The following is a 21,617-nucleotide window of genomic DNA, read 5'->3' on the forward strand; positions in this document are numbered from 1 at the left end:
GATGACGACCTACAAAAATAGCCGGAAGGTTTCGCTGCGAGAAATTGCTTTTTCCCGCTCAGGAGACAAAGGCGACATCGCCAATGTCTCGCTTATCCCCTACGAGCCTGAACACTGGGAAGTAATTCGCGAGCAAGTCACCATCGAAATGGTCCGGGACCTCTACGCTGGGCTAGTTACGGGTGAGATCCAACGCTACGAATTACCTGGTACCCGAGCGCTGAATTTTGTAATGCATGGAGCGCTTGGCGGCGGCATAGCAGTGTCATTGCGCGTGGACGGACATGGGAAGGCCATGCAGTCGCTGATCCTTGAAGGGCAAGTGACTATTCCTGCGTAACGCCACATGACCCAGCCCGCAGCGTGCGGTCTGGGTCGTCACCAAGAAGTCTGGTTGCTAGGTTGTAAGCCCAATTTGCTGCAGCATTCGTCATCGTTTCGTATCACCGCACAAGAATTTTAATATCGGAGACCATTCTATGTTCGCTGCCCCCCCTGTAATCGAGACGACGGTTTTCGCCGAACTCCCCAGCCGCTATCGCACGGAAGAGCGTTCGTCTGAATGGGTAAGGGTGATGCGCCATGGCACTCCGACGCCCAATTTCATTGAAGGCCCGGCCTTCGACACCCAGGGCAACCTCTACTTCGTAAACATTCCATACGGACAAATTTTCCGCGCCTCTCCAGAAGGGGCCATAGAGTTAGTGGCGGAGTACGACGGCGAGCCGAACGGCCTTGCCATACATGCCGACGGGTCCATCTACATCGCTGACTATCGTCAGGGGATCATGATCCTCGACCCTTCATCGGGGCATGTGCGCCCTCACCTCCAAAGAGCACATGGCGAAGGCTTCAAAGGCTGCAATGACCTGACTTTCCACTCCGACGGCTCACTTTGGTTCACCGATCAAGGCCTTACCGGACTCCACGATCCAACGGGACGTGTGTACATGAACAAAGGGCATGACCTGACCCGCATGCTCGGTACCGTACCAAGTCCCAACGGATTAGCCTTCAGTCCGGACGAACGCATTCTTTATGTTGCCGCTACACGAGGAAACGCCATCTGGCGAGTGCCGGTGTTGCCCGACGGCTCTATCAATAAGGTGGGCATCTTTGTCCAACTTTCGGGCGGCCTGGCTGGACCAGACGGTATCGCCGTAGATGCCGAAGGTAATCTCTATGTTTGTCATGCCGGTCTTGGAGTGGTCTGGGTCTTCGACAGGCTTGGACAACCGATACACCGCATCCAGTCCTGCGCTGGGCTCATGACGACCAATTGCGCATTCGGTGTGCGAGACGGCGACCGCAACACGCTCTACATCACTGAAAGTGAGACTGGGCGCATTCTCAAGGCCGATATGGGCTACAGCGGGTTACCTTTATTTTCTCATAAAGGGAGTTGAAGAGCGCGAATAATTGCCGCCCCTAACGGCGGCATACCACCTTACTTGAAGTAAAAACGCAGTAAGCACTTACATAAAACCGCCACTCCTCTAAATAAAATTAACAATCAGAGGTCTATCACTGTGTCCCATGCTTACACTCAAAGCGGACTTTGCGCTGCATTGCTCATAATTAGCCCCCCTCTTTTGATGGCCACTGAAGCAAAGCCTGAACAGGTTTTGATTGAAGGAAGCTCTCTCATAACAATCAACCGCAATTACTACTTCAATCGCGATTAAGGCCGATATGGACTACAGCAGGCTGCCGTTGTTTTCTCGTAAAAAAGATTGAAGGTTAGCGCGGATCAATTCTGCCCCTGGTGGCGGTATACCGCCTTATTTCAAGGCCAAGCGTAGTACGCACTTAAATAACACTCCCGTTCCCTCTAATAAAATAAACAATCAGAGGTCTATCACCGTGCCCCATTCTTACACTCAGCGCGGACTTTGCACCGCATTGTTCATGATCAGTTTTCCACTTCTGGCGGCTACTGAAACTAAGCCGGAAGAGGGTTTTGTTGAGGGAAGCTCCCTCGAGATAATCAACCGTAATTACTATTTCAATCGAGATTATCGCAGCCGTGACGACGGTTTGTTTAACGGCCGTCAGCAAAGCTATCGCGAAGAATGGGCGCAAGGCTTCCAAGGCTTCTTCAAATCCGGGTATACCGAAGGCACCGTCGGCATCGGCGTTGACGCTCATGCACTGCTCGGCATCAAACTAGACAGCGGCAAAGGCACCTCAGGCACGGGGCTGCTACCACTCAATAGCCAGAACGAGGCCGCTGATGACTATTCCGCTGCCGGTGGAGCCCTCAAGCTTCGAGCCTTCGATACAGAACTCAAAGTGGGGGATCTTTTCCCAGTCACCCCAGTTTTCCAATACGGTGATTCGCGCCTGCTGCCACAAAGCTTCCGTGGCGCGTCTCTTCAAAACACGTCAATCGAAGGCCTGACGCTTCAGGGCGGTCGCCTGCATTCCACTCGAAACAAGGCGAGCACCGACCACGACGGAGAGCTGTCTACGGAATACGGTGGCACGACATATGGCTCCGCAAGCTACTTTGGCGGCGACTACACCTTTGCAGGTAATGGGCTATTTAGTTTGTACCATGCGCGGTTCGACGACGTCTGGGACCAGACATACGTCAGACTATCAAAGACTTTCATGCTTGATGACCAGAATGCCTTGGACCTCGGTGCCAACCTCTATCGCACCCGGGATCAGGGTAGCGCCCGTGCTGGCAAGATCGATACGGACAGCTGGAGCAGCTACGCCCGACTCAAGACTGGAGCGCATGCGTTCATGCTCGCCTACCAACGCATCGATGGCGATCAGCCATTCGACTACCTGGGCGGCGGAGATTCAATCTACCTGGCGAACTCTGTCTTCCTCACCGACTTCAACTCCCCTAACGAGCGGTCTTGGCAAGCCCGGTACGACTTTGACTTTGTTTCGGTAGGAATACCTGGACTGAGCTTCATGACCCGTTATATCCGCGGCTCGAACATCGACAACTCCAAAGTCGACCCCAACGGGGCTTACGCTTACTACGCGGCGTTGGGAGATGGGGGCAAGCACTGGGAGCGCGACATCCAAGTGAAATATGTGGTGCAAAGCGGACCCGCGAAGGACCTCTCGTTTACGGTCATGCAGACCACTCACCGTGCTAACTCGGCGCAAGCCGATGGTGACATTAATCAGGTTCGAATCGTTACCCAATACCCTCTAGAAGTTTTCTGAGGCTGACCCGCCCAGCACTGGACGCGGTCTCGGAACCACAGGTTAGCCTCGCAGCTTTTTAGTTATGTCGTGCGCATCGCGGCATGGCACTGCGAGGCGCCTACTTCCAACGCGGCCAGCTACACGGCGGACGCAGCGCTTGCTTGGATACGCGAGCATTCGAGCTAAATCACGATTCCAAGGCAAAATCGATTCCCGCCTCGACATGGATGGCAGTCGAGTCAAAAGCCGGAAGCGGAACTTTGTCTGTCTCCAGAATCAGGCAAATTTCGGTGCATCCGAAGATGACGGAATCGGCGCCTTCTCCCTTCGCTTTTTCGATCAGTGCGAGAAGCACTGCTCGCGACTCCTCCCGAACAATCCCGAGGCTGAGCTCGTTGAAAATGATGTCGTGAACAAAACCTCGGCCATCACTATCAGGGACCAAAACCTCGATTCCATGCTTCGCCATCCGCGCAGGATAAAAGCCGTTTTCCATGGTGTAGCGGGTAGCAATGAGCAGCGGTTTATGATGTCCAGACGCCTTCAGCCGGGCAGCGACGACATCAACGATGTGGATGAAGGGAAGCGTCGTTGCTGCGGCCACAGCATCCGCAACCAGGTGCATGGTTACAGCGCAAATCATTACGCAGTCGGCACCTGCTTTCTCTAAGGTTCGGGCCACGTCAGCCAGTTGCTGTCCAGCCTGCTCCCATTCCCCGGCTTTCTGCTTGTCGACAATGGTTTGAAAATCTACTGAGTGCAGCAGCACTTGAGCAGAGTGCAACCCCCCCAGACGTTTGTTGATGCCTTGGTTTAACGCCCGGTAGTACACCGCAGCCCCTTCGTAGCTCATGCCACCAATCAGACCGATCTTACGCATAGGACTTTCTCCAGCCTCAAGCAGACTCATTGACGAACGGGGGGCATCAAGTGCTGCGCCCCTGACCTAGGCGAAGTGTATGCTGCGAACAAGTTCTCAAAAAATGAATAATCGGCATACAGGATTCTTGAATTGAGAAATCTGGACTTGGACTCCCTGCAGATCTTCAAAGCTGTGGTGGACTACGGTGGTATCACTAACGCGGCGGCCCAGCTGAATCGGGTGCAGTCCAACATCACCACTCGGGTGAAAAATCTAGAGGAGCGGCTAGGCGTAGCGCTCTTTCACCGCACAGGCGGCAAGCTGATCCCAACCGAAGAAGGCAAGGTTCTTCATCAGTACGCTGAAAAGCTGCTCAGACTGTCTACAGAGGCTGAAACAGCCCTCAAACGCGGTACTTTGCAGGGCACACTCCGGATAGGTACCTTGGAAAGCACTGCCGCGGCGAGGCTTCCTCCGCTGCTGTCGAGTTATCACGAACGTTTCCCCGAGGTGCAGCTGGAATTGGTTTCAGGCTCATCTGATGCGCTGATCGCTCAGGTCCACCGAGGGGATGTAGAAGCAGCATTCGTATCGGATCCGTTCACCACTGCAGGCCTTGATGCCGAGGAAGCTTTTGTTGAAGAACTTGCTCTGATCGTAGCCAAGAACAGTACCGTCGCTAATGCACGTGATCTCGAAGGCTCGACTATCATCGCGTTTGCCAGCGGCTGTTCCTACCGACGGATACTGGAGGAATGGCTGAAAACCTGTGAGATAGTCCCGTGTAAATTCCTGGAGCTGGCGTCATATCATGCCATTGCTGCTTGTGTCGCAGCCGGCACAGGAGTAGCGATCATGCCGCTTTCTGTATTAAAGGCGGTACAGATAGAAGCCTTGGTCAGAGCGCTTCCCCTCCCGCCAAAGGTGGCTCGTGTAAAGACTCACCTGATTTGGCGCTCAGGCCACGCTTCGAGCATGCTCCAATCGATGCGAGATGAAATAGATAGGCATCGAGGTTCACCACTTGTTTGAGGCTGGATCCGCTTGAGCGGGTCAAAGGATGGATCATCAACCAGACCCGCAAAGCCTCATACTCTGCTCCGCTCATCCCCGCTCAACCTTCAGCCGTGCACCTCAAGCGCCTGCAGCCCTAGCGCTCATCCAGATCATCAGACCGGTTAGGTTCGACAAGGAACCCAGAGTGGACATCAGGACGGTACGGGGCAGTCCTGCCTTCCAGCGATAGAACTCAACCAACCACTTCGTCATCTCAGTAAAAAAACGGGTGTTAGCCCACCTTAGGTCTATAGAGCTCGCCCCTTTACCTGCAGCGATAGGCGGTAGCTTGACACCTTTTGGTCCGAAGCATAATCTACCTACTAGTTGGTAGGTAAACAAACAGAGGACATCATTATGCAGTTCAAAGGTCGCAAGCTTTTGGTAGTAGGTGGTACGAGTGGTATCGGTCTCGAAACCGCACAAATGGTCGCCGAACAAGGCGGTACGGTGGTGATTGTGGGCAACCGCCCGGAAAAAGCCGAAGCTGCACGCCAACAACTCGCTGCCGTTGCGGGAGAAGACAAAGTCGCTGCCTACGCGGTAGATCTGACTGATTTTGCCAGCGTCCAGGCGCTGATCGAAAAGCTGGCCGCAAGCCACGGGGACATTGATCTGATGGTCAACTCTGCGGGCATCTACTATCCAAAGGCATTTATCGAGCACTCGCTTGAGGATTACGACAACTTCCTCAACCTGAACCGTGCCGTCTTCTTCCTGACGCGTCAGGTGGCGGCGCAGTTGGTCGCTCAAGGTAAACCTGGTTCGATCGTAAATGTCACCGCTGTAGCAGCCCGCCAGGCTGTTGAAGGTGTTCCGGCTTCGGCCTATTCCATGGCCAAGATGGGTCTGGATGCCCTGACCACTCACGCAGCAGGTGAGTTGGCCCAGCATGGTATTCGAGTCAACTCGGTCAGCCCAGGCATTGTCGAAACCAAAATCTTCGAGCGTTTCATCCCCGGCGATCAGCTGGCTGGTGCGCTGAATGATTTCCACAACTTCCACCCACTGGGTCGCAACGGCACGCCGCGTGATGTGGCTGAGTCCATCGTGTTCCTGCTCTCCGATAAGACGTCCTGGGTGACGGGTGCAGTCTGGGATGTGGACGGTGGAGTCATGGCTGCCCGAAAGCAAGGGAAGTAAACTCGCTGCGTAATGGCCGGAATCGCTCTTTTCTGGTCGAGCGATGAAGGTAGGAGAATGTATGACACTGGCAACACGGGATGCGTTAATTCAAGCCGCTGAAGGATTCATGCGCACGAGAGGCTATGCGGCTTTCAGCTACGCCGATCTCGCAGATGCTGTCGGTATTCGCAAGGCGAGCATTCACTACCACTTCCCGACAAAGGAAGACCTGGGGATCGCGATCGTCGAAGAGTACGTCTCGCGAGTGCAGGCTGAGTTCGAGCGTATCGAGATCAATCAGAAAGGTGCAATTGAAAGGCTCAACGCATTCTATGTGCTCTTCTACTCCAGTACTGAAGGTGGTCTGTTGCCGTTGTGTGGTGCGCTGGCCGCAGAAATGGCTGCATTGCCCGATGGGCTTCAACGTCTGACACAGCGATTCTTCGACGTGCAGTTGTCTTGGTTGGCCAGAGTGATAGACGAAGGCATTGCTGCTGGAGAGTTAGCCCAAGGGCGCGGATCCAGAGAGAAGTCTCACCTGTTGCTCAGCATTCTTGAAGGGTCAAGCTTCATCAACTGGGCTACCAAGAGCAGTGAGACTGTGAATATGGCTGTAATTCGGATGATTGCAGAGTACTGATCACTGCATACAAGGGGCCGATACGCGACCTGCGTCGGTCCATTTTTTGGCAAATCAAACCTATCAACTAGTAGGGTGGTAATCATGTCTAGCATGCCTAACTGGCAACAAACCATCACCGATGTAAGTGCTCGCCTGAAAGAGTTCGGCAAACATTCGCCTGACACCATGCGTGGCGCGGCAATGCTCGGTAACGCTGGCAACAAAACCAATCACCTCGATGCCAAGACCCGTGAGCTGATCGCTCTGGCTGTCGCTGTCACCACTCGCTGCGACGGCTGCATCGCGTTTCACGCTGCGGAAGCAAAGAAGCTCGGCATCACCATCGAGGAAGTTACCGAAGCCCTCGCTGTGGCAGTGAACCTGAACGCCGGTGCGGCGGTGGTGTACAGCACTCACGTCCTGGATGCCATGGACAGCAAACCTCAGAGCTGAGGGGGCTTTCGCAGATTATCCAGCAGAGGCAGATGAGAGGAGATTCCATGAAGAAAATTACGGTTGAGATCTGGTCAGACTTTGTCTGTCCCTGGTGCTGGATAGCAAAGAAGCGCCTGGAAAAGGCCATTGATGCACTTGGGCATGAAGTTGAAATCGTGCCTCGCGCTTATCGATTGGCCAATGGCTTGAACCCGATCCCGTTTAGCCAGGCACTGGTGCGGAAAACCGGCAGCAAGGCACAAGCGGACGTGTTCATGAAGGCCGTACAAGTAAATGCTTCGCTTGAAGGGTTGGACTACCGGTTTGACCTCATGCGCTTCGGGGACACCTCCGCAGCTCACCAGTACGCAAAGGCCATCTCTGATCCGACGCTGCAAGCCCGCTTTATCGAGCGGCTTTACCTGGCTGGAACCACCGAAGGTAAGGACATCTTCAATGAACGGGTCCTGCGAGATCTGGCGACGGAGGTGGGCGCATCTGATCTTCATGGATTCGATTCGACAGAGGCCGCAATTCGCAGTGATGAAGCCGCGGCCAACATCTTTGGAACCGGCATACCACTGTTCGTGATCAATGGCAGCCGGCACATCTCCGGCGCTCAGGATCCCGCAGTGTTTACCAAAGTGCTCCGCGCAGCAGTTGAAGAACTTTCGAGTGATGAAGAAGCCGTCGCTGCATCCAGCTGCTCCATTTCCGGCTGCACGCACTGACAGGGTTATCGCCCTCGGCCGCCTTGAATTTCTGATTATTTACTCATGACTTTAAGAGGATTCGACTATGGACAAGCATCTCAACGGCATTGATATCGCAGCTCTGCAAGCCTTCGCACAGGGCGTCGCTGAAGATCCATCCAAGCGTCACGCACGCTTTAAGGTCAAAACCAAGTGGGAGCATCAAACCCGCACCGTGGCCACCGTCGACCGCTTCCACCTGAGCGGTACCGACTACCCACGTGACATCAAGATCGCGGCTGATGAGCCACTGGAACTGCTGGGTGCCAACTCTGCCCCAAACCCGCAGGAACTGCTGATTTCCGCTCTAAACGCATGTCTCTCCGTGGGTTATGTCGTTAATGCCTCGGCTATGGGCATCACCATCCACAACCTTGAAATCGAGACCCATGGTGAGCTTGATCTGCGCGGTTTCTTGGGGCTGGACGAAAGCGTTAACCCCGGCTTCGACGAAATGAGCTACGTCGTGCGCATCCACACCGATGCCCCTTCCGAGAAAGTGGAGGAGCTGCACCGCATCGTCACCAAGACTTCCGTGAACCTCGCCAACTTCTCCAAGGCGATCCGTATGGTGCCGAAACTCGAAGTCGTGGCCAGCTAAGCAAGCCGTTTGAATCAGTTATTCGCTCGTAGAGGTTGCACATGAAAAAGCTGTTTTCTCCATACAATCTGGACAGCCTGGAACTGGCTAACCGGGTAGTCATGGCCCCAATGACCCGGACCCGGACGGAAGACAACGTCCCGACAGAACTGACTGCGCTGTACTACGCGCAGCGGGCCTCAGCCGGCCTGATCATCACGGAGGGCCTGCCGATTTCTGACGAAGGCCGTGGTTACTTGTACACCCCTGGAATTTACACCGATGAACAGACTCGCGCCTGGCGCGAAGTGACTGATGCCGTGCACGCCAAAGGCGGCAAGATCTTTGCCCAGCTGTGGCATGTTGGTCGAATGTCCCACGTGTCGCTGCAGCCTGGCAACGTGGCACCGGTCTCGGCGAGTGCCGAACCGGCTGTAGGTACTACGGTTTACGCGTGGACCGCACCTGGCGTTGCTGGTCCTGTTGCCCCCAGCGTCCCGCGTGCATTGAGCATCGACGAGATTCACCGTGTCACCGAGGACTTCGTTGCTTCGGCGTTACGCGCGGTGGAAGCTGGATTCGATGGCGTCGAGCTGATGGCCGCTAACGCTTTCCTGTTCGACCAGTTCCTGAGCAGCCAGATCAACACACGTAACGATAAATACGGTGGGTCAATCGAGAACCGTCAGCGATTCCTGCTGGAGACTGTCGATGCTATCGCAGATGCCATTGGCGGTTTCCGCGTAGGTGTACGGATCTCACCGTTTGGACGTCTGTACGATCTGCGTCCATACCCAGAGGAAGAGGCTACCTGGAAGAGTATCGCCTCGGAGCTGAACGAGCGTGAACTGGCTTTCGTCCACTTGAACTACCAACCAACGCTGGATGCAGTGCCGTTCCCGAAAGGCTTCTACAAGCACTTCCGCTCACTTTACAAAGGCACAATCATCGGCGCCGGTGGATTCAACGCACAGCTGGCAGAAGCCGAGCTGCAGAATGGCAATCATGACCTAATCGCCTTCGGCACCTCGTACATCGCCAACCCGGACTTGGTCGAGCGGATGCAAAACGGTTGGCCACTCGCACCAAGCGATCACTCCACGTTCTATGGTGTGATTGGAGCGAAGGGATATACCGACTACAAGACGTACTTCCTCACGTCAGAAACATCGGGAGACTGACCTGCCTCCAAATCTAAGCAAATCCAGCAAAGGCGATGGTTTGCTAGGAACAGGCTGGGTCACCGACATCTCGGCACCTGGGGCAATTCGGCGTAGGCGCTATCAGATAACCTCTCGGGAAGTGAATATGCTCAGTAAGGTAGCTATGGCTCACCGAGCTGTATCTGATCAGTAGGCTCGCCGGATTTCTCTAGGTCTCCTATAAAAAACCTAGCTCCCAATGAAGTACAGGCACGCCGACAAGGTGATTAGCGAACCGAGGGTCGATATCAAAATTGTGCTGGACACCAACGAACCGTCGCGGCGATAAAACTCAGCAAGCATGAATGGCCCCGTACCGGTAGGCAGGGCGCTCAGGAGAAGAGCGGCTTGTGCCCACATCAATGGCAAGCGGAATACGTAAAACGCCAGCACCCAGGTTATCAGTGGATGGGCAATCAGCTTGATGAGCACCAGCCCCATGCCTCGCTCCTTTTTGCCCTTATGTCGATGAGCGAGGAACAGTCCAAGTGAAACCAGTGCACACGGCCCCGTAGCGGCGGACAGCATTTTGAGCAACTGATGCAGAGCGGTAGGCAATGGCTGCGCAGTCGCCGTCCAGAGCGCACCCAGTATCGGTGCAACCACGATGGGATTTTTGGCCAGGGCCAAACCTACCTTGCCTACCGCTTTGAAGAGGTTCTTCTCATTCTGCAGGCTCACTTCGATGCAGACCACCGAGATTGAAAACAGGATGCAGACCACGACCAGGCAAGCGATTAGGGCCGGTTCCATGCCGGCTTCTCCGAACACCAGTAGGCACAGCGGAATACCCATGTACCCAGCGTTTGCATAGGACGCACTCAGCCCCAGTACGCTGGCATCGGCTAGATTGCCAGAGCGTCGCAAGCGCCACACCAGTGTCAGGCAGAATAAACCGATCGTAGATAGCCCATAAGTGGCGATGAATCCGGGCTGCCAGATCTGCTCCCATACGACTGTGGCCATGGCTTCAAAGAGCAAGGCCGGCAGGCATAACCAGACCACCATGCGGTTGATTTCCGTGGCCGCATTGGGCCCTAAAAGTCCCAGCCGCCGACAGGCGAAGCCACTGAGAATAAGTGCGAAGACAGGAAGGATGATGTTCAGAACAGAGGCCATTGGCCGGATAACTCACATGTGTGGTGACTGGAACTCAACGGGAGAGTCGCGCAAAAGCGTCCAGCCCTTCATGTGAAGGGGTTGAATCGCTAAGCCGCGAGGCGCCGCGGGCGTACCCGTATCGGCGCCGAATCGTTATGTCGGACGGTGTTAGATCAGGGCGTTCAACGTCAGCTCACTGGGAATGAGCGTCACCCTGTCCCAGGTACTCATCCAGGCGGGAGGCCAGGTATTCGCGTGCCTTGGTGGTGTGCAGGTCCGACAGCTCTCCGGCTTTCACCGCATCACCTTCAGCGATGGCCTTGGCGATGGCTTCATGTTCGTCCCAGATGGACTCACGCTGGGAGGCGGAGGACTGCAGCACCGTGCCCATCGCGCGACGCAGGTGCACCCAATAGACCTGCGCGCTCTCGGCGATCAGTGGGTTTCCTGACGCGGCGTAGATGTCGTGGTGGAAGGCGACGTCGGCATCGACCATCGCCTTAAGGTCCTTGCCGCGGGATACGCGACGACCCGTTTCAATGATTTTCGGGTCCATCTGATGGCGATTTTCTGCGGCCATTTTCGCGGCCAAGTTGTCCAGCGCGCCCCGGATCAGGTAGAGGTTTCGGATCGAGGCCACTGTCAGCGGCGTAACCAAAACTCCTTTGCCGGGAGCGTCCTGAACCAGTCCGTCTTTTTTTAGCAGACGAATGGCCTGCAAGACAGGAGAACGTGAAACGTTCATTTGCTCGGCAATCTCTTCCTGCGTGAAACGAACACCCGGCGCCATCGTTCCATCACTGATTGCGTCGAGCAGCGCCTTGTAGACCTCGTCTACATAGTCGGGGCGCGCTTGGATTCTCTGCAGCTTCGTTGTCATAGCGGTCAGTGGAGCCTTCGGTGGCTTGATAGCGACGCTCATTGTCCATGTTCTCCAAAATGATTCCAACGGGTGTATTGACATTCTTGTGAGCCAGGCCAAGAATGAGTTATCTGTATACAGAACACAGTATGTAGAAGACAGAATATCGAAGACAGAAGAGGATTACCAATGAAAGTGTTCTATGACAAAGATACCGACCTGGCTCTGCTGGAAAGCCGACGGGTAGCTGTCATCGGTTACGGATCGCAGGGGCATGCGCAAGCGTTGAACTTGCGTGACAGTGGTATCGACGTAGTTGTCGGGCTGCGGGCTGGCGGCAGTACATGGAACAAGGCGGAAAAAGCCGGGTTGCCGGTCATGGAAGTCAGAGAGGCCGTGCAAGGTGCAGACCTGGTGGTGATCCTTATCCCGGACGAGTCGATTGCCGAGGTCTACACCCGGGAAGTGCAACCTTTCATCCGGGAAGGTGCAGCACTGGTCTTCGCCCATGGCTTCAACATTCATTACGGGCAAGTGGCACCGCGCAGCGATCTGGATGTGTTCATGGTTGCGCCCAAGGCACCCGGTCACACCGTGCGCTCAACGTACGCCGCCGGAGGTGGTGTTCCTGCTCTGATCGCGGTTTCGCAGAACGTCTCCGGCCTCGCGAAAGACCTCGCACTGGCCTACGCCTCGGCGATCGGTTCCGGCAAGGCCGGCATTATCGAAACCGATTTCCGCGAAGAAACCGAGACCGATCTTTTCGGCGAGCAGGTGGTTCTATGTGGCGGTGCGGTGGAGCTGATCAAGGGTGGTTTCGAGGTGCTGGTGGAGGCCGGTTATTCACCTGAGCTCGCCTATTTTGAATGCCTGCATGAGCTGAAGCTGATTGTCGACCTGCTCTATGAAGGCGGCATTTCCAACATGAACTACAGCATTTCCAACAACGCGGAATTCGGGGAGTACATCTCTGGGCCGAAGATCGTAACCCCCGAGACCAAGCAGGCCATGCGCGACGTCCTTGCGTTCATCCAGGACGGCTCATACGCCAAGCAATTCATTCTTGAGAGCAAGGCCGGAAACTCGCTGCTGACGGCACGCAGAAATCAGCTCAAACGCCATCCTATCGAAATCGTTGGTGAACAACTGCGAGCAATGATGCCCTGGATCAAAGCGTCTGCCTTGGTGGATCAAGCTCATAACTGATTGATTAAGAGGAAAGCACTCGACCTTCAAAAGCAGTTCGCTTAGCGCCATTGCGTTCAAAACATCTGTATACAGAGTTCCGTAGCCTGAGCTCAAACAAAAACAAAACGGAGACAAGGTCATGACCGAGAAATTCGAACAGCACGAAGCCAAACAATCCACCGGCGCAAGTGCACCCATTGCCAAGAAGCTCATCGCCTATGGTGGGTACCACACTAATAATGTGCCCGGACACGATCCCGAACTAACCGAAACCGGCCCCGGTACGCCGATGGGCGAATACCTGCGCCGCTTCTGGCACCCGGTCTGTATGGCGCTAGAGCTGACAGATACCCCTCGTTTCCTGAAAATCATGGGTGAAGAGCTGGTCGCGTTCCGTGATGGCAGTGGCCAGATCGGTCTTCTGCATGCCCACTGCTGCCATCGTGGAGCGTCGTTGGAATATGGCGCTATCCAAGAGCGCGGTATCAAGTGCTGCTACCACGGCATGGTGTTTGACGTCGACGGCGCCTGCCTACACGTTCCTTTCCCCGCGGGTGAGGAAAAAGAAGCCGAAAAATATGCCTGCTCAATTCGCCAAGGCGCGTACAAAGCGTTCGAGCGACATGGCCTGGTGTTCGCCTACATGGGCCCTCCAGATGAGGAGCCGCCGTTCCCTGAATGGGAAGAGAACTTCACCGTCGCCGAAGGTGATGAGCTGGTTCCGTATAGCAACTTCCAACATTGCAATTGGATGCAAGTTCAAGATAACGCGGCAGACAATTTCCACCCTACCGCCTTGCACTCAGCCAAAAACGTAGTGAACAAGAACTTCCAAGGCACGACCTTCGATGAGGTCGGCGCAGCCTCCATGGAAGTAGCGCCTGACATGCAATTCATTCCTGTGCACCAAGGCCGAAGCCTGGCCTGTGCCGGCGCACGTCGTGTGAATGACGACAAGATGTTCCTGCGCATCCAACATCAGGTACTGCCCAATCTGAGCTTGCATGCGTACACCTCCGAAGATGGTTCGGCGAAAAAACTCTTTAGTCGATTCCATATTGTCCGGTGGACTGTTCCAGTCGACGACGAGAACAGCAAGATGATGGGCTGGCGCGTGATGGGGCCAGGTATCGATACGCGTGGCATTGGTGACAAGAGCATGGTGGGTTACGAGACCATCGACTTCCTAGAAGGCCAAGTTGCCATGCGCAGGCCTGAGCGCTTCGGCAAGTACAAGCTGGAAGATCTTCCTCCGATCCCGACGAATCACCGTGAACGTGAGATCTACAAGGACGCTCAATACGCGCCTGGTGATTATGAGGCGATCATCTCCCAGCGGCCTATTGCCGTACACAAACTGGAAAACCCCACCAAGTTCGATGCCGGCGTTTATGCATTCCGCAAAATGCTCCGTGACGCTATTCGCGGAACCAATCCGGCAGCGGGCGCGCACGGTTTCGCCGAATGGTTGCGTTCGATGAACGGGGCTCCCAACAGCTATTGCACCGGCAACGTTTTTGAAATGCCAATCGCCGATACCGTGGAGCAGGAGGTTGCCAACCGCCGTCGCCTTGCCAAGGAAACAGTGGCAATTCTTACCGAAGCCGATCAGTTGAAAGGTGTCGACCGGGCCACATTCGTCAAAGAGCGGCTTGAGCAACTCGAGCAAAGCTTCAAAAAATAACAAGAAAGCCCACATCGGCTTCCGGGATAGGTTTTATCCCGGAAGCCGTAAGCGCAATGCCGAGGTGAGGTATGAACGCAATAGTTGATAACACTGCCGCAACGCATCTGGAGCTGGTGGTCAAACAAATCAGGATGGAAGCGAACGGAGTGAACTCTTACGAGTTCGTCTCTCCCGACGGTTCCAATTTGCCTCCATTCACTGCCGGCGCGCACATCGATGTTCACGTCGGCAGTGGCGTTATTCGTCAGTATTCGCTGTGCAATTCTCCATCAGAGAGACATCGCTACATGATCGCGGTGTTGAAGGATCCAAACGGTCGCGGTGGATCTGCGGCTGTCCATGAAACCATCAAGGTTGGTGACCGGGTTCGTGTCAGCGTACCCAGGAATAATTTCGAGTTACACCCAGGATCAGCCAAAGTCGTGCTTCTCGCTGGCGGCATCGGGGTGACGCCGATGAAGTCGATGGCGCATCAACTTGAAGCACAAAACATTGAATACCAGATGTACTACTGCGCCAAAGGGCCGGAATACGCAGCGTTTCAAGCGGAGCTCGAAGGGTTAGCGAAATCTGGCCGCGTCAGTTTTCATTTCGATGGTGGCGATCCCAGCAATAAGCTGGACATCCCTTCGATCCTGAAAAACCCGGAAGGTGCATGCGACCTTTACTACTGCGGGCCTGGGGGCTTCATGCAGGCATGCAAAGAGGCTTCAGAGCATTGGCCGAGCGGATCGGTGCACTTCGAGCATTTCAAGGCACCGGTCAAGAAGGAAACTGAAGAGTGTTCGATTGTCGGGGGGTTCATTGCCGAGATCGCTAGCACCGGTGAGAAACTGGAAGTAGGGCCGAGTGAGAGCCTGGCAGAGGCTCTGAACAATGCCGGGTATCTCGTGGAAACGTCCTGCCAGTCTGGATTGTGCGGGACATGCAAGGTGCGCTACCTGGCGGGTGTAGTAGATCATCAGGATTTCATACTCGATGACAGCGAGAGACCCGATTTTCTTACCTGCTGTGTATCTCGTGCAACGAGCGGTACGCTGCTGCTCGATCTCTGAATGACAATAGTGGTGGCCGGCAAATGCTTGGCCACCCCGTTATTTCCTCCCCTGCCCACCGTACCCACATCCTCTGCGAATCAGTATTGGTGCATACAAGCCGGTATGCGTATCCAGCGTCAAGTTCAACTGGCTCATCCTGGACCTGGAACGCTAGATACGCATCGAGAGCCATTCCTGCGTTAGGTTGCGCACATGAATGTGATCAATCTGGAAAAGCAGTCAGCCTACGTCATCATTAAGCCCGCGCATCGCAGTTTCGAATGAGTTGAGGTCTTCGTCGGAGGGGACGGTCATTGCTGGTATTGCTCGAATCCCCTCCGCAATGTCTCTGCGGCTCAGATTGCACAAGATCACTTGGCCGCTGTTGATCTGGTACTCCAAGGAGCCACACCAGCGATTCATGTACCCTACAGTAGGTGTGAGGACGGATGCACTGGGTCGCTTTCTCATTTGATGTTTAGCGAGCGACATTCGCAGGAGCTCGATCTGAATGAACAGCATCTGAGTACGCTTTAGGTCAACCCTCATCGTCTCAACGAGCTCTGGATTCTCGATGAGCAGGTTGATTTCATCTATGCGTTTTTGGATCGTGTAGTTCTCGTAGCCAATGGGCTTCTGCAGTTCCTTCAGCTTGAGCGGCAGCCCACTATTGTCTGCTGCTTTGAGGTACTTACTGATTTTCTCGCGCCATGTGCGCATCAGCTCGTAAGCAGAGAAAATCCACATCTGCGACTGCGCAGACAGGAACATCGATTGGTAAGGTGTGTTTGTCTCATCGAATTTACTACGAAGGTATCCGTACTCAAGATCCATGATGAACTCATCCACAATCGTGAGGTTCATCGCTTGATTGCTGAAGTCGAGATTGTTTGCGAAGAACACCAAGCCGTTTAGAGCCGAGTAGATCGCCATCTGACCAATGTCTTCAGGGTTCTGGTAAGGAATTTCCTCGTCGTGTTCTTCGTAGTCATCCATGTTTTACTCCCCGAGCAAAGGTGTCAGTTGCAAAGTGGCTTGGATAAGCATTTTGCGCAAACGCTCTGAGAGCTCCCACCTTACGCGAACCGTAGCCGCGTGGATGGAACGATGTATACAGTCCATTAGCCTGAGTGGCCGCTCCATGCCGATCATGGTTACCAGGCGTGCAGGTCAAATCCGATGCAATCGGTGGTCAGAACGAATGCAAATGAGTGGTCAAGTGGAGTGCAAGCGGGTGGTCAAGTGGAGTGCAATTTCGCCGAGGTCATTTTCGCGAAGCTTCATGGCCTTCAAGGCATTCATCGCCCACCGCTGCTAGGCCAAACCAATCGCAGCGACGGCGAAGAATGGGAAATGATTATGGTTGCGACGGTGCTCCTCGGAGGAAACAACTTGTTGCTTGCGAGTCGGGGCACTAGCCACGCAGGATCTAGTTACATAAGCGGAATGCTATAGCTGACAAAACCTCGGTTCTGATCTTGGTTACGAGCCGCGTCGCTGTTGGATTTACCGTTACGCCAGCCGAATCCAACACCTTTGAGCGGCCCCGACTGAAGGACATAATCCAGGCTGATGTCTCTTTCCCACTCTTTCTGGTTGTCGCCGGATGTTGTCTTGATATGTTCACCGGAGAGGTACACGATCGACGCTTTCAGACCAGGGAAACCCAAAGCGGCGAAGTCATAAGCGTACTGACCGAAAGCTGTGCGCTCGCCAGCGCGGGTGAAGCTTTGGATCAGGCGATCCGTATACAGATACAAGCTTGCTCCACCGGCGCCCTTATCTACTAGGCTGCCCTGACTGAGTTGAGTGAAGTTGCTGCCGTCCGATACGCGTTGGTACCCTGCAGTGATAGCGTGTCCTCCCAGGGTATAAATCAACGCGGCACTCCAGGTACGGTTGTCGATCTCGCCATCCCCATCGCTAGTGAAACCGCTAATTTTGTAGCCCGCGGTGCCGGCACTGTTCCTTCCTGACGCGTCTGTTTTGAAGTAACGCAAGTCGGTTTTCAGCGATTGATTGTCCGAGATCGGAAGCGTGTGAGTCAGTCCAAAAAACTGCTGGTTGTAGTAGTTTTCGAGTTTTGCGTAGTAGTACTGTGCGGTCAGATCTTTGGTGAGTTTCCAGTCGCCACCTGCGAAGTCGAACTGGTTGCTCTCTCGCGTGCCGCCTGCCACAGCCAGCCCTGTTTGATCGGTTGAGCCACGACCTGTCGCATGTTCGATTCTACCGCCGGTCAGAGTTAGATCCTTGAATTCACTCGAGGTAATCTGCCCGCCTTCGAAGGTTTGGGGAAGCAGGCGTCCGTCGTTGGCGACCAAAATTGGAAGTTTTGGAATCAAGGTGCCGTAGCGAAGTTCTGTTTTCGACATTTTGACTTTTCCGGTCAGCCCCAGTCGACTCCATTCGTCGACGGCACGGTCATCATTGTCGGAGGGGATCATGGTGCTGCCCACGTGCCGTCCTCTGCCGCTGTCCAACGTAACTCCCAACAGCCCCAGGCCATCGACACCAAAGCCAAGCAAACCATCGGTATAGCCCGATTTGAAATCCAGCATGAAACCTTGCGCCCACTCTTCGGTTTTCGAAGGAGCAGCGGTACCATCACGGTTGTCGTTACTAAAATAGAAGTTCCTTATTCCTAAGTTGGCCTTGCTGTCACTTACAAAATCAGCATGTGCTTTACCACTTAGGGCGATACCGAGAAACACTATATATGCAGCATTATTGTTTTTACTCACTTATAAGGCTCCGTTATTATTTTTATGGCTTTATTTGCTACATAGAAAAAAGAACTTGCTATATGGCGCCTGGCATAGGGCGGATATTAAATATCCCCCACAGCATTGCTTATTTCTGAGCGGCTACGCCCAAGTAAGCATTGGCTTCGGAGCATCCATTCGGAGCAACTGCTCCATTGATTTAATTCCCTGAGCCAGAAATGCACGTGTCGCCAAATCCGTTAGACGTCCATCGCGTATTTTGGCCTCCACATTGGTAATGACTATGGGAGGGTAAGGTACAAGGGCTGCTTTGATCGCCCATAAGGTTTCTATGAGTTGCTGCTGGGCCCGGGCGCCACCGATGAAATCAGGCGAACTCGTCAACGTAAGGGTCGGTTTGTTTGTCAGTGGCGATGTGCGCACAGGGCTGGACAACCAGTCCAAGGCATTTTTCATCACGCCTGACATTCCGTGGCTGTATTCGGGCGAGGCCAGTATCACCCCCTCGACACGATTGACGGCGTCGCGCAACGCCACGACCGGTGCAGGTACCTCGTCTACATCATGATCACCGTTGTACAGCGGGAGATCCTGCAGAGGATGGATGTGCAGAAAGGCGTTAGGCGACATCAACTCATCCCCCATGGTGCGCAAAATAACTGCGTTATTCGACTCACGCCGCAAGCTTGCGCAGAGTCCCAGTAAATGAATCGTTCTCATGTGTTTCGTCTCGGCACGGCACATTGCCAGGATCAGGTTGAGATCCGGGAAGTAGTGGTTTGAGGAGGCAAGTAAATGAGCGGCTGACGGTGGAGAAATAAGAGACCCTCTGAAAGAGGGCCTCAAATATTATTTGTAAGTCAGCAGTTTTTTAGGGACTAGAAACACGAGTAGGCATCCACCGACTAGAACGCCGGAGAGCATAATGATTCCCGCGCTGGTGCTGTGTGTGGCCGCGTTAATCGTGCCCATGATGAAGGGGCTGATGAAACCCGAGGCACTACCTATGGAGTTGGCTAATGCAATACCCGTAGCAGCTGCGGCGCCTGTGAGGATTGCAGGTGGTAATGTCCAGAATTGCGAAATAGTGGTCATTACGCCCATTGTCGCCAGACACAACGCTGGGAGACTGATCAGGATATCTGACTGGAACGAAGCGCTGATTAGGAAGCCTATCGCTGCAAGTACTCCAGGTACGGCCAGGTGCCAGCGACGTTCTCTCAAACGATCCGAGTTCCTGCCTACCAGAATCATGGTGACCACAGCGCACGCATAGGGGATCGCAGTTAGCAGTCCGAGATGCATCGAATCGGTGACACCAGAAGCCTGTATAAGCGTGGGGAGCCAGAAGCTGACGCCATATAATCCCATGGTGAAGAACAGATAAATAAAGCTCAACAGCCATATCTTGGGGTCTCTAAGCCCATCCATCATGCGGTGAAGGTGCTTGCCTGTAGATTCCTTGTCGATGTTGTGACGGAGAACCTTCTTGTCCTCTTCGCTGAGCCAGTGAGCATCCTCGATTCTATCGGTAAGATAAAAGTAAGCGAATATACCCACGATAATTGTCGGCAGCCCTTCCAGTATGAACAGCCACTGCCAGCCAGCGAGATTTTGTACTCCGCTCAGGGAATGCATGATCCAGCCGGAAAGCGGGGCACCGATCACACCAGACATTGGAATTGCCGCCATGAACAGCGCTGTGACCTTGGCGCCTCTGGATGATGGGAACCATTGGGAGATGTAAAGGAGGATCGCGGGAAAGAATCCGGCTTCAGCAACACCCAGTAAAAACCGCATGACGTAGAACTGCGTCGGAGTGTTGACGAACATCATGGCTGCGGAGATCAACCCCCAGGTCACCATGATCCGTGCGATCCAGCGCCGGGCTCCAACCTTGTACATGATGATGTTGCTTGGAATTTCAAAAGCAAAGTAACCAATGAAAAACATGCCTGCGCCGAGGCCATAAACGGCATCGCTCCAGGCCAGGTCTTGAGCCATTTGTAGCTTGGCAAAACTTACGTTAATACGGTTGAGATAGGAGCATACATAGCAGAGAAACAGGAACGGAATGAGTCGGAACATCACCTTTTTATAGATGAGGTCTTCCGCATTTATTAGTGTTCCTGTTAGTGGCTGGGCACGGTCGGCAAGGGTGTTCATGAGGACGCCTCCAAGCATTGTTAAATTTATAAGGCTCGCGTCTCACCCCTTGCCGGTCTTGTGGACGCTGCAAGGGGTGCAAAATCGTCAATACGTTGAGTGACTGAGGTTTCAATCCAGCATGTCTGGCTGGGTTTCCAGCAATTGCCCCCAGATAGGTTGGAAGTGCAGCCAGCCAATGTAGTCGCTGCCGACGTTCTCACGGCTAAAGCGGGCTCGCTCATCGGTGACCAGTTTCGGCTTGATGCCGGTTGCCGCCACCATCAGTTGTTGCTGGCAGCAACGCTCCAGCGCGATGAACCAGAACGCGGCACTTTCGATGCTGTGGGTGCTGGCGGTGAGCAGGCCGTGGTTTTGATGGAGGATGGCTTTGTGCTTGCCGAACAGCGACGCGATGGATTTGCCAGAGTCGGTTTTGACCGCCACGGCGCCGGCTTCTGCCGTAATCACCAACTGATCTTCAAAGAACGCCGCCGCGTCCTGGGTGATCGGCTCCAGCGGCAAACCAGTGCTGGCCCAGGCTCCGCCGTAGACGGTATGGGCATGACACATCGCAACGATGTGAGGGTGGGCTTCATGGACATTGGCGTGCAGCACGAAGCCGGCGCGATTGATGGCGTATTCACCTTCGACAATCTTGCCGTTATGGTCGGCGAGGATCAGGTTGGAAACCTTGACCTGTGAGAAGTGCACGCACATCGGATTGGTCCAATACAGCTCTGGAAACTCCGGATCGCGCACCGTCAGGTGGCCGGCGAAACCGTAGTCGTAACCCTGCAAGGCAAAGGCGCGGCAGGCGGCGACCAGACGCTCTTTGAGGTGCTTGCGATGTTCGGCATGGTTATTGAATTCGGGCACCTCCGGATAGATCAGGCCTTCCTGTTCTGGCTGATAAATCGAGATGCGGTTCTTTGCATTCGTCAAGCCGCTGTCTGGTTGTTTGACGCTGATGTTCATCTGGGCAACCCTAATTGTTTTCGTTGGAGGCTCTACCTTCACAAAGCTTGAAAAGGGGAACAAACGATGCTATTTCACTGCGCTGTGAAAT

Annotated in this window: 21 protein-coding genes; 13 read left to right on the plus strand and 8 right to left on the minus strand. The window is 54.3% G+C overall.

Translation table 11 applies throughout. The features are described from left to right. Window position 1 precedes the first annotated feature (1 nt). The 3 genes from ABTV22_RS22800 (at window position 2) to ABTV22_RS22810 (ending at window position 3,189) form a co-directional block, all read left to right on the plus strand. A complete protein-coding gene (locus ABTV22_RS22800) occupies window positions 2–340 on the plus strand; it encodes an AtuA-related protein (protein WP_433736704.1) in 339 nt (112 codons plus the stop codon). A gap of 139 nt (window positions 341–479) precedes the next feature. Further along, a complete protein-coding gene (locus tag ABTV22_RS22805) occupies window positions 480–1,406 on the plus strand; it encodes an SMP-30/gluconolactonase/LRE family protein (protein WP_433736705.1) in 927 nt (308 codons plus the stop codon). Window positions 1,407–1,908: 502 nt separating this feature from the next. Continuing rightward, entirely contained in the window at window positions 1,909–3,189 is a 1,281-nt protein-coding gene (locus tag ABTV22_RS22810) for an OprD family porin (RefSeq protein ID WP_433736706.1), read from the plus strand. A 169-nt stretch (window positions 3,190–3,358) separates the two neighbouring features. On the opposite strand, the gene ABTV22_RS22815 is transcribed toward ABTV22_RS22810, so the two are convergent. Continuing rightward, complete coding sequence (locus tag ABTV22_RS22815) at window positions 3,359–4,051, minus strand: aspartate/glutamate racemase family protein (RefSeq protein WP_433736707.1); 693 nt, start codon at window positions 4,049–4,051, stop codon at window positions 3,359–3,361. Between the two features lie 132 nt (window positions 4,052–4,183). Here ABTV22_RS22815 and ABTV22_RS22820 point away from each other — a divergent pair, with 132 nt between their 5' ends. The 7 genes from ABTV22_RS22820 to ABTV22_RS22850 all read left to right on the plus strand — a co-directional run bounded on the left by ABTV22_RS22820 (window position 4,184) and on the right by ABTV22_RS22850 (window position 9,784). Next, window positions 4,184–5,065 (plus strand): LysR substrate-binding domain-containing protein, encoded by an 882-nt coding sequence (locus ABTV22_RS22820; RefSeq protein ID WP_433736708.1) that lies wholly within the window; start codon window positions 4,184–4,186, stop codon window positions 5,063–5,065. Window positions 5,066–5,446: 381 nt separating this feature from the next. Further along, window positions 5,447–6,232 carry an SDR family NAD(P)-dependent oxidoreductase gene (locus ABTV22_RS22825; RefSeq protein WP_433736709.1) on the plus strand — a complete coding sequence of 262 codons (786 nt, stop codon included), beginning with the start codon at window positions 5,447–5,449 and terminating at the stop codon, window positions 6,230–6,232. A 61-nt stretch (window positions 6,233–6,293) separates the two neighbouring features. Further along, on the plus strand, window positions 6,294–6,854 hold the full coding sequence (locus ABTV22_RS22830) for a TetR/AcrR family transcriptional regulator (protein ID WP_433736710.1): 561 nt from the start codon (window positions 6,294–6,296) through the stop codon (window positions 6,852–6,854). Window positions 6,855–6,947: 93 nt separating this feature from the next. Continuing rightward, window positions 6,948–7,289: a carboxymuconolactone decarboxylase family protein gene (locus ABTV22_RS22835; protein WP_433741483.1), complete on the plus strand. Its 342-nt coding sequence runs from the start codon at window positions 6,948–6,950 to the stop codon at window positions 7,287–7,289. Window positions 7,290–7,336: 47 nt separating this feature from the next. Beyond that, complete coding sequence (locus ABTV22_RS22840) at window positions 7,337–8,002, plus strand: DsbA family oxidoreductase (protein WP_433736711.1); 666 nt, start codon at window positions 7,337–7,339, stop codon at window positions 8,000–8,002. A 67-nt stretch (window positions 8,003–8,069) separates the two neighbouring features. Then, the gene (locus ABTV22_RS22845) at window positions 8,070–8,624 is read left to right on the plus strand and encodes an OsmC family protein (protein WP_433736712.1); all 555 of its coding nucleotides are present in this window, start codon (window positions 8,070–8,072) and stop codon (window positions 8,622–8,624) included. Window positions 8,625–8,665: 41 nt separating this feature from the next. Continuing rightward, complete coding sequence (locus ABTV22_RS22850; RefSeq protein ID WP_433736713.1) at window positions 8,666–9,784, plus strand: alkene reductase; 1,119 nt, start codon at window positions 8,666–8,668, stop codon at window positions 9,782–9,784. 210 nt (window positions 9,785–9,994) lie between these two features. Here ABTV22_RS22850 and ABTV22_RS22855 read toward each other — a convergent pair whose 3' ends face one another. Both ABTV22_RS22855 and ABTV22_RS22860 read right to left on the minus strand, forming a co-directional pair. After that, entirely contained in the window at window positions 9,995–10,924 is a 930-nt protein-coding gene (locus tag ABTV22_RS22855) for an AEC family transporter (protein ID WP_433736714.1), read from the minus strand. 175 nt (window positions 10,925–11,099) lie between these two features. After that, on the minus strand, window positions 11,100–11,828 hold the full coding sequence (locus ABTV22_RS22860; RefSeq protein WP_433736715.1) for a GntR family transcriptional regulator: 729 nt from the start codon (window positions 11,826–11,828) through the stop codon (window positions 11,100–11,102). Between the two features lie 129 nt (window positions 11,829–11,957). Here ABTV22_RS22860 and ilvC point away from each other — a divergent pair, with 129 nt between their 5' ends. The 3 genes from ilvC to ABTV22_RS22875 all read left to right on the plus strand — a co-directional run bounded on the left by ilvC (window position 11,958) and on the right by ABTV22_RS22875 (window position 15,698). Then, the gene (ilvC, locus tag ABTV22_RS22865) at window positions 11,958–12,974 is read left to right on the plus strand and encodes a ketol-acid reductoisomerase (RefSeq protein ID WP_433736716.1); all 1,017 of its coding nucleotides are present in this window, start codon (window positions 11,958–11,960) and stop codon (window positions 12,972–12,974) included. A 121-nt stretch (window positions 12,975–13,095) separates the two neighbouring features. Next, the gene (locus tag ABTV22_RS22870) at window positions 13,096–14,640 is read left to right on the plus strand and encodes a Rieske 2Fe-2S domain-containing protein (protein WP_433736717.1); all 1,545 of its coding nucleotides are present in this window, start codon (window positions 13,096–13,098) and stop codon (window positions 14,638–14,640) included. Between the two features lie 71 nt (window positions 14,641–14,711). Further along, window positions 14,712–15,698: a PDR/VanB family oxidoreductase gene (locus tag ABTV22_RS22875; RefSeq protein WP_433736718.1), complete on the plus strand. Its 987-nt coding sequence runs from the start codon at window positions 14,712–14,714 to the stop codon at window positions 15,696–15,698. A gap of 222 nt (window positions 15,699–15,920) precedes the next feature. On the opposite strand, the gene ABTV22_RS22880 is transcribed toward ABTV22_RS22875, so the two are convergent. The 5 genes from ABTV22_RS22880 to ABTV22_RS22900 all read right to left on the minus strand — a co-directional run bounded on the left by ABTV22_RS22880 (window position 15,921) and on the right by ABTV22_RS22900 (window position 21,526). Further along, the gene (locus ABTV22_RS22880; RefSeq protein WP_433736719.1) at window positions 15,921–16,676 is read right to left on the minus strand and encodes a hypothetical protein; all 756 of its coding nucleotides are present in this window, start codon (window positions 16,674–16,676) and stop codon (window positions 15,921–15,923) included. 437 nt (window positions 16,677–17,113) lie between these two features. After that, a complete protein-coding gene (locus ABTV22_RS22885; RefSeq protein ID WP_433736720.1) occupies window positions 17,114–18,421 on the minus strand; it encodes an OprD family porin in 1,308 nt (435 codons plus the stop codon). A gap of 123 nt (window positions 18,422–18,544) precedes the next feature. After that, window positions 18,545–19,123: an NADPH-dependent FMN reductase gene (locus ABTV22_RS22890; RefSeq protein ID WP_433736721.1), complete on the minus strand. Its 579-nt coding sequence runs from the start codon at window positions 19,121–19,123 to the stop codon at window positions 18,545–18,547. Window positions 19,124–19,252: 129 nt separating this feature from the next. Beyond that, window positions 19,253–20,569, minus strand: coding sequence for an MFS transporter (locus tag ABTV22_RS22895; protein ID WP_433736722.1), 1,317 nt, complete (start codon window positions 20,567–20,569; stop codon window positions 19,253–19,255). A gap of 111 nt (window positions 20,570–20,680) precedes the next feature. Next, window positions 20,681–21,526, minus strand: coding sequence for a class II aldolase/adducin family protein (locus ABTV22_RS22900; RefSeq protein ID WP_433736723.1), 846 nt, complete (start codon window positions 21,524–21,526; stop codon window positions 20,681–20,683). Window positions 21,527–21,617: the final 91 nt, after the last annotated feature.

Origin of the sequence: Pseudomonas putida, from assembly GCF_050990305.1 — a bacterium.
Lineage (GTDB): Bacteria > Pseudomonadota > Gammaproteobacteria > Pseudomonadales > Pseudomonadaceae > Aquipseudomonas > Aquipseudomonas putida_AH.

What these genes read in the sequence shown, in the direction of transcription:
- ABTV22_RS22825 (WP_433736709.1), top strand. Translation starts at nt 5,447, where the DNA reads ATGCAGTTCAAAGGTCGCAAGCTTTTGGTAGTAGGTGGTACGAGTGGT.
- ABTV22_RS22835 (WP_433741483.1), top strand. Translation starts at nt 6,948, where the DNA reads ATGCCTAACTGGCAACAAACCATCACCGATGTAAGTGCTCGCCTGAAA.
- ABTV22_RS22900 (WP_433736723.1), bottom strand. Translation starts at nt 21,526, where the DNA reads ATGAACATCAGCGTCAAACAACCAGACAGCGGCTTGACGAATGCAAAG.
- ABTV22_RS22800 (WP_433736704.1), top strand. Translation starts at nt 2, where the DNA reads ATGACGACCTACAAAAATAGCCGGAAGGTTTCGCTGCGAGAAATTGCT.
- ABTV22_RS22830 (WP_433736710.1), top strand. Translation starts at nt 6,294, where the DNA reads ATGACACTGGCAACACGGGATGCGTTAATTCAAGCCGCTGAAGGATTC.
- ABTV22_RS22875 (WP_433736718.1), top strand. Translation starts at nt 14,712, where the DNA reads ATGAACGCAATAGTTGATAACACTGCCGCAACGCATCTGGAGCTGGTG.
- ABTV22_RS22880 (WP_433736719.1), bottom strand. Translation starts at nt 16,676, where the DNA reads ATGGATGACTACGAAGAACACGACGAGGAAATTCCTTACCAGAACCCT.
- ABTV22_RS22840 (WP_433736711.1), top strand. Translation starts at nt 7,337, where the DNA reads ATGAAGAAAATTACGGTTGAGATCTGGTCAGACTTTGTCTGTCCCTGG.
- ABTV22_RS22895 (WP_433736722.1), bottom strand. Translation starts at nt 20,569, where the DNA reads ATGAACACCCTTGCCGACCGTGCCCAGCCACTAACAGGAACACTAATA.
- ABTV22_RS22810 (WP_433736706.1), top strand. Translation starts at nt 1,909, where the DNA reads ATGATCAGTTTTCCACTTCTGGCGGCTACTGAAACTAAGCCGGAAGAG.
- ABTV22_RS22890 (WP_433736721.1), bottom strand. Translation starts at nt 19,123, where the DNA reads ATGAGAACGATTCATTTACTGGGACTCTGCGCAAGCTTGCGGCGTGAG.
- ABTV22_RS22805 (WP_433736705.1), top strand. Translation starts at nt 480, where the DNA reads ATGTTCGCTGCCCCCCCTGTAATCGAGACGACGGTTTTCGCCGAACTC.
- ABTV22_RS22850 (WP_433736713.1), top strand. Translation starts at nt 8,666, where the DNA reads ATGAAAAAGCTGTTTTCTCCATACAATCTGGACAGCCTGGAACTGGCT.
- ABTV22_RS22855 (WP_433736714.1), bottom strand. Translation starts at nt 10,924, where the DNA reads ATGGCCTCTGTTCTGAACATCATCCTTCCTGTCTTCGCACTTATTCTC.
- ABTV22_RS22845 (WP_433736712.1), top strand. Translation starts at nt 8,070, where the DNA reads ATGGACAAGCATCTCAACGGCATTGATATCGCAGCTCTGCAAGCCTTC.
- ABTV22_RS22815 (WP_433736707.1), bottom strand. Translation starts at nt 4,051, where the DNA reads ATGCGTAAGATCGGTCTGATTGGTGGCATGAGCTACGAAGGGGCTGCG.
- ABTV22_RS22870 (WP_433736717.1), top strand. Translation starts at nt 13,096, where the DNA reads ATGACCGAGAAATTCGAACAGCACGAAGCCAAACAATCCACCGGCGCA.
- ilvC (WP_433736716.1), top strand. Translation starts at nt 11,958, where the DNA reads ATGAAAGTGTTCTATGACAAAGATACCGACCTGGCTCTGCTGGAAAGC.
- ABTV22_RS22860 (WP_433736715.1), bottom strand. Translation starts at nt 11,828, where the DNA reads ATGAGCGTCGCTATCAAGCCACCGAAGGCTCCACTGACCGCTATGACA.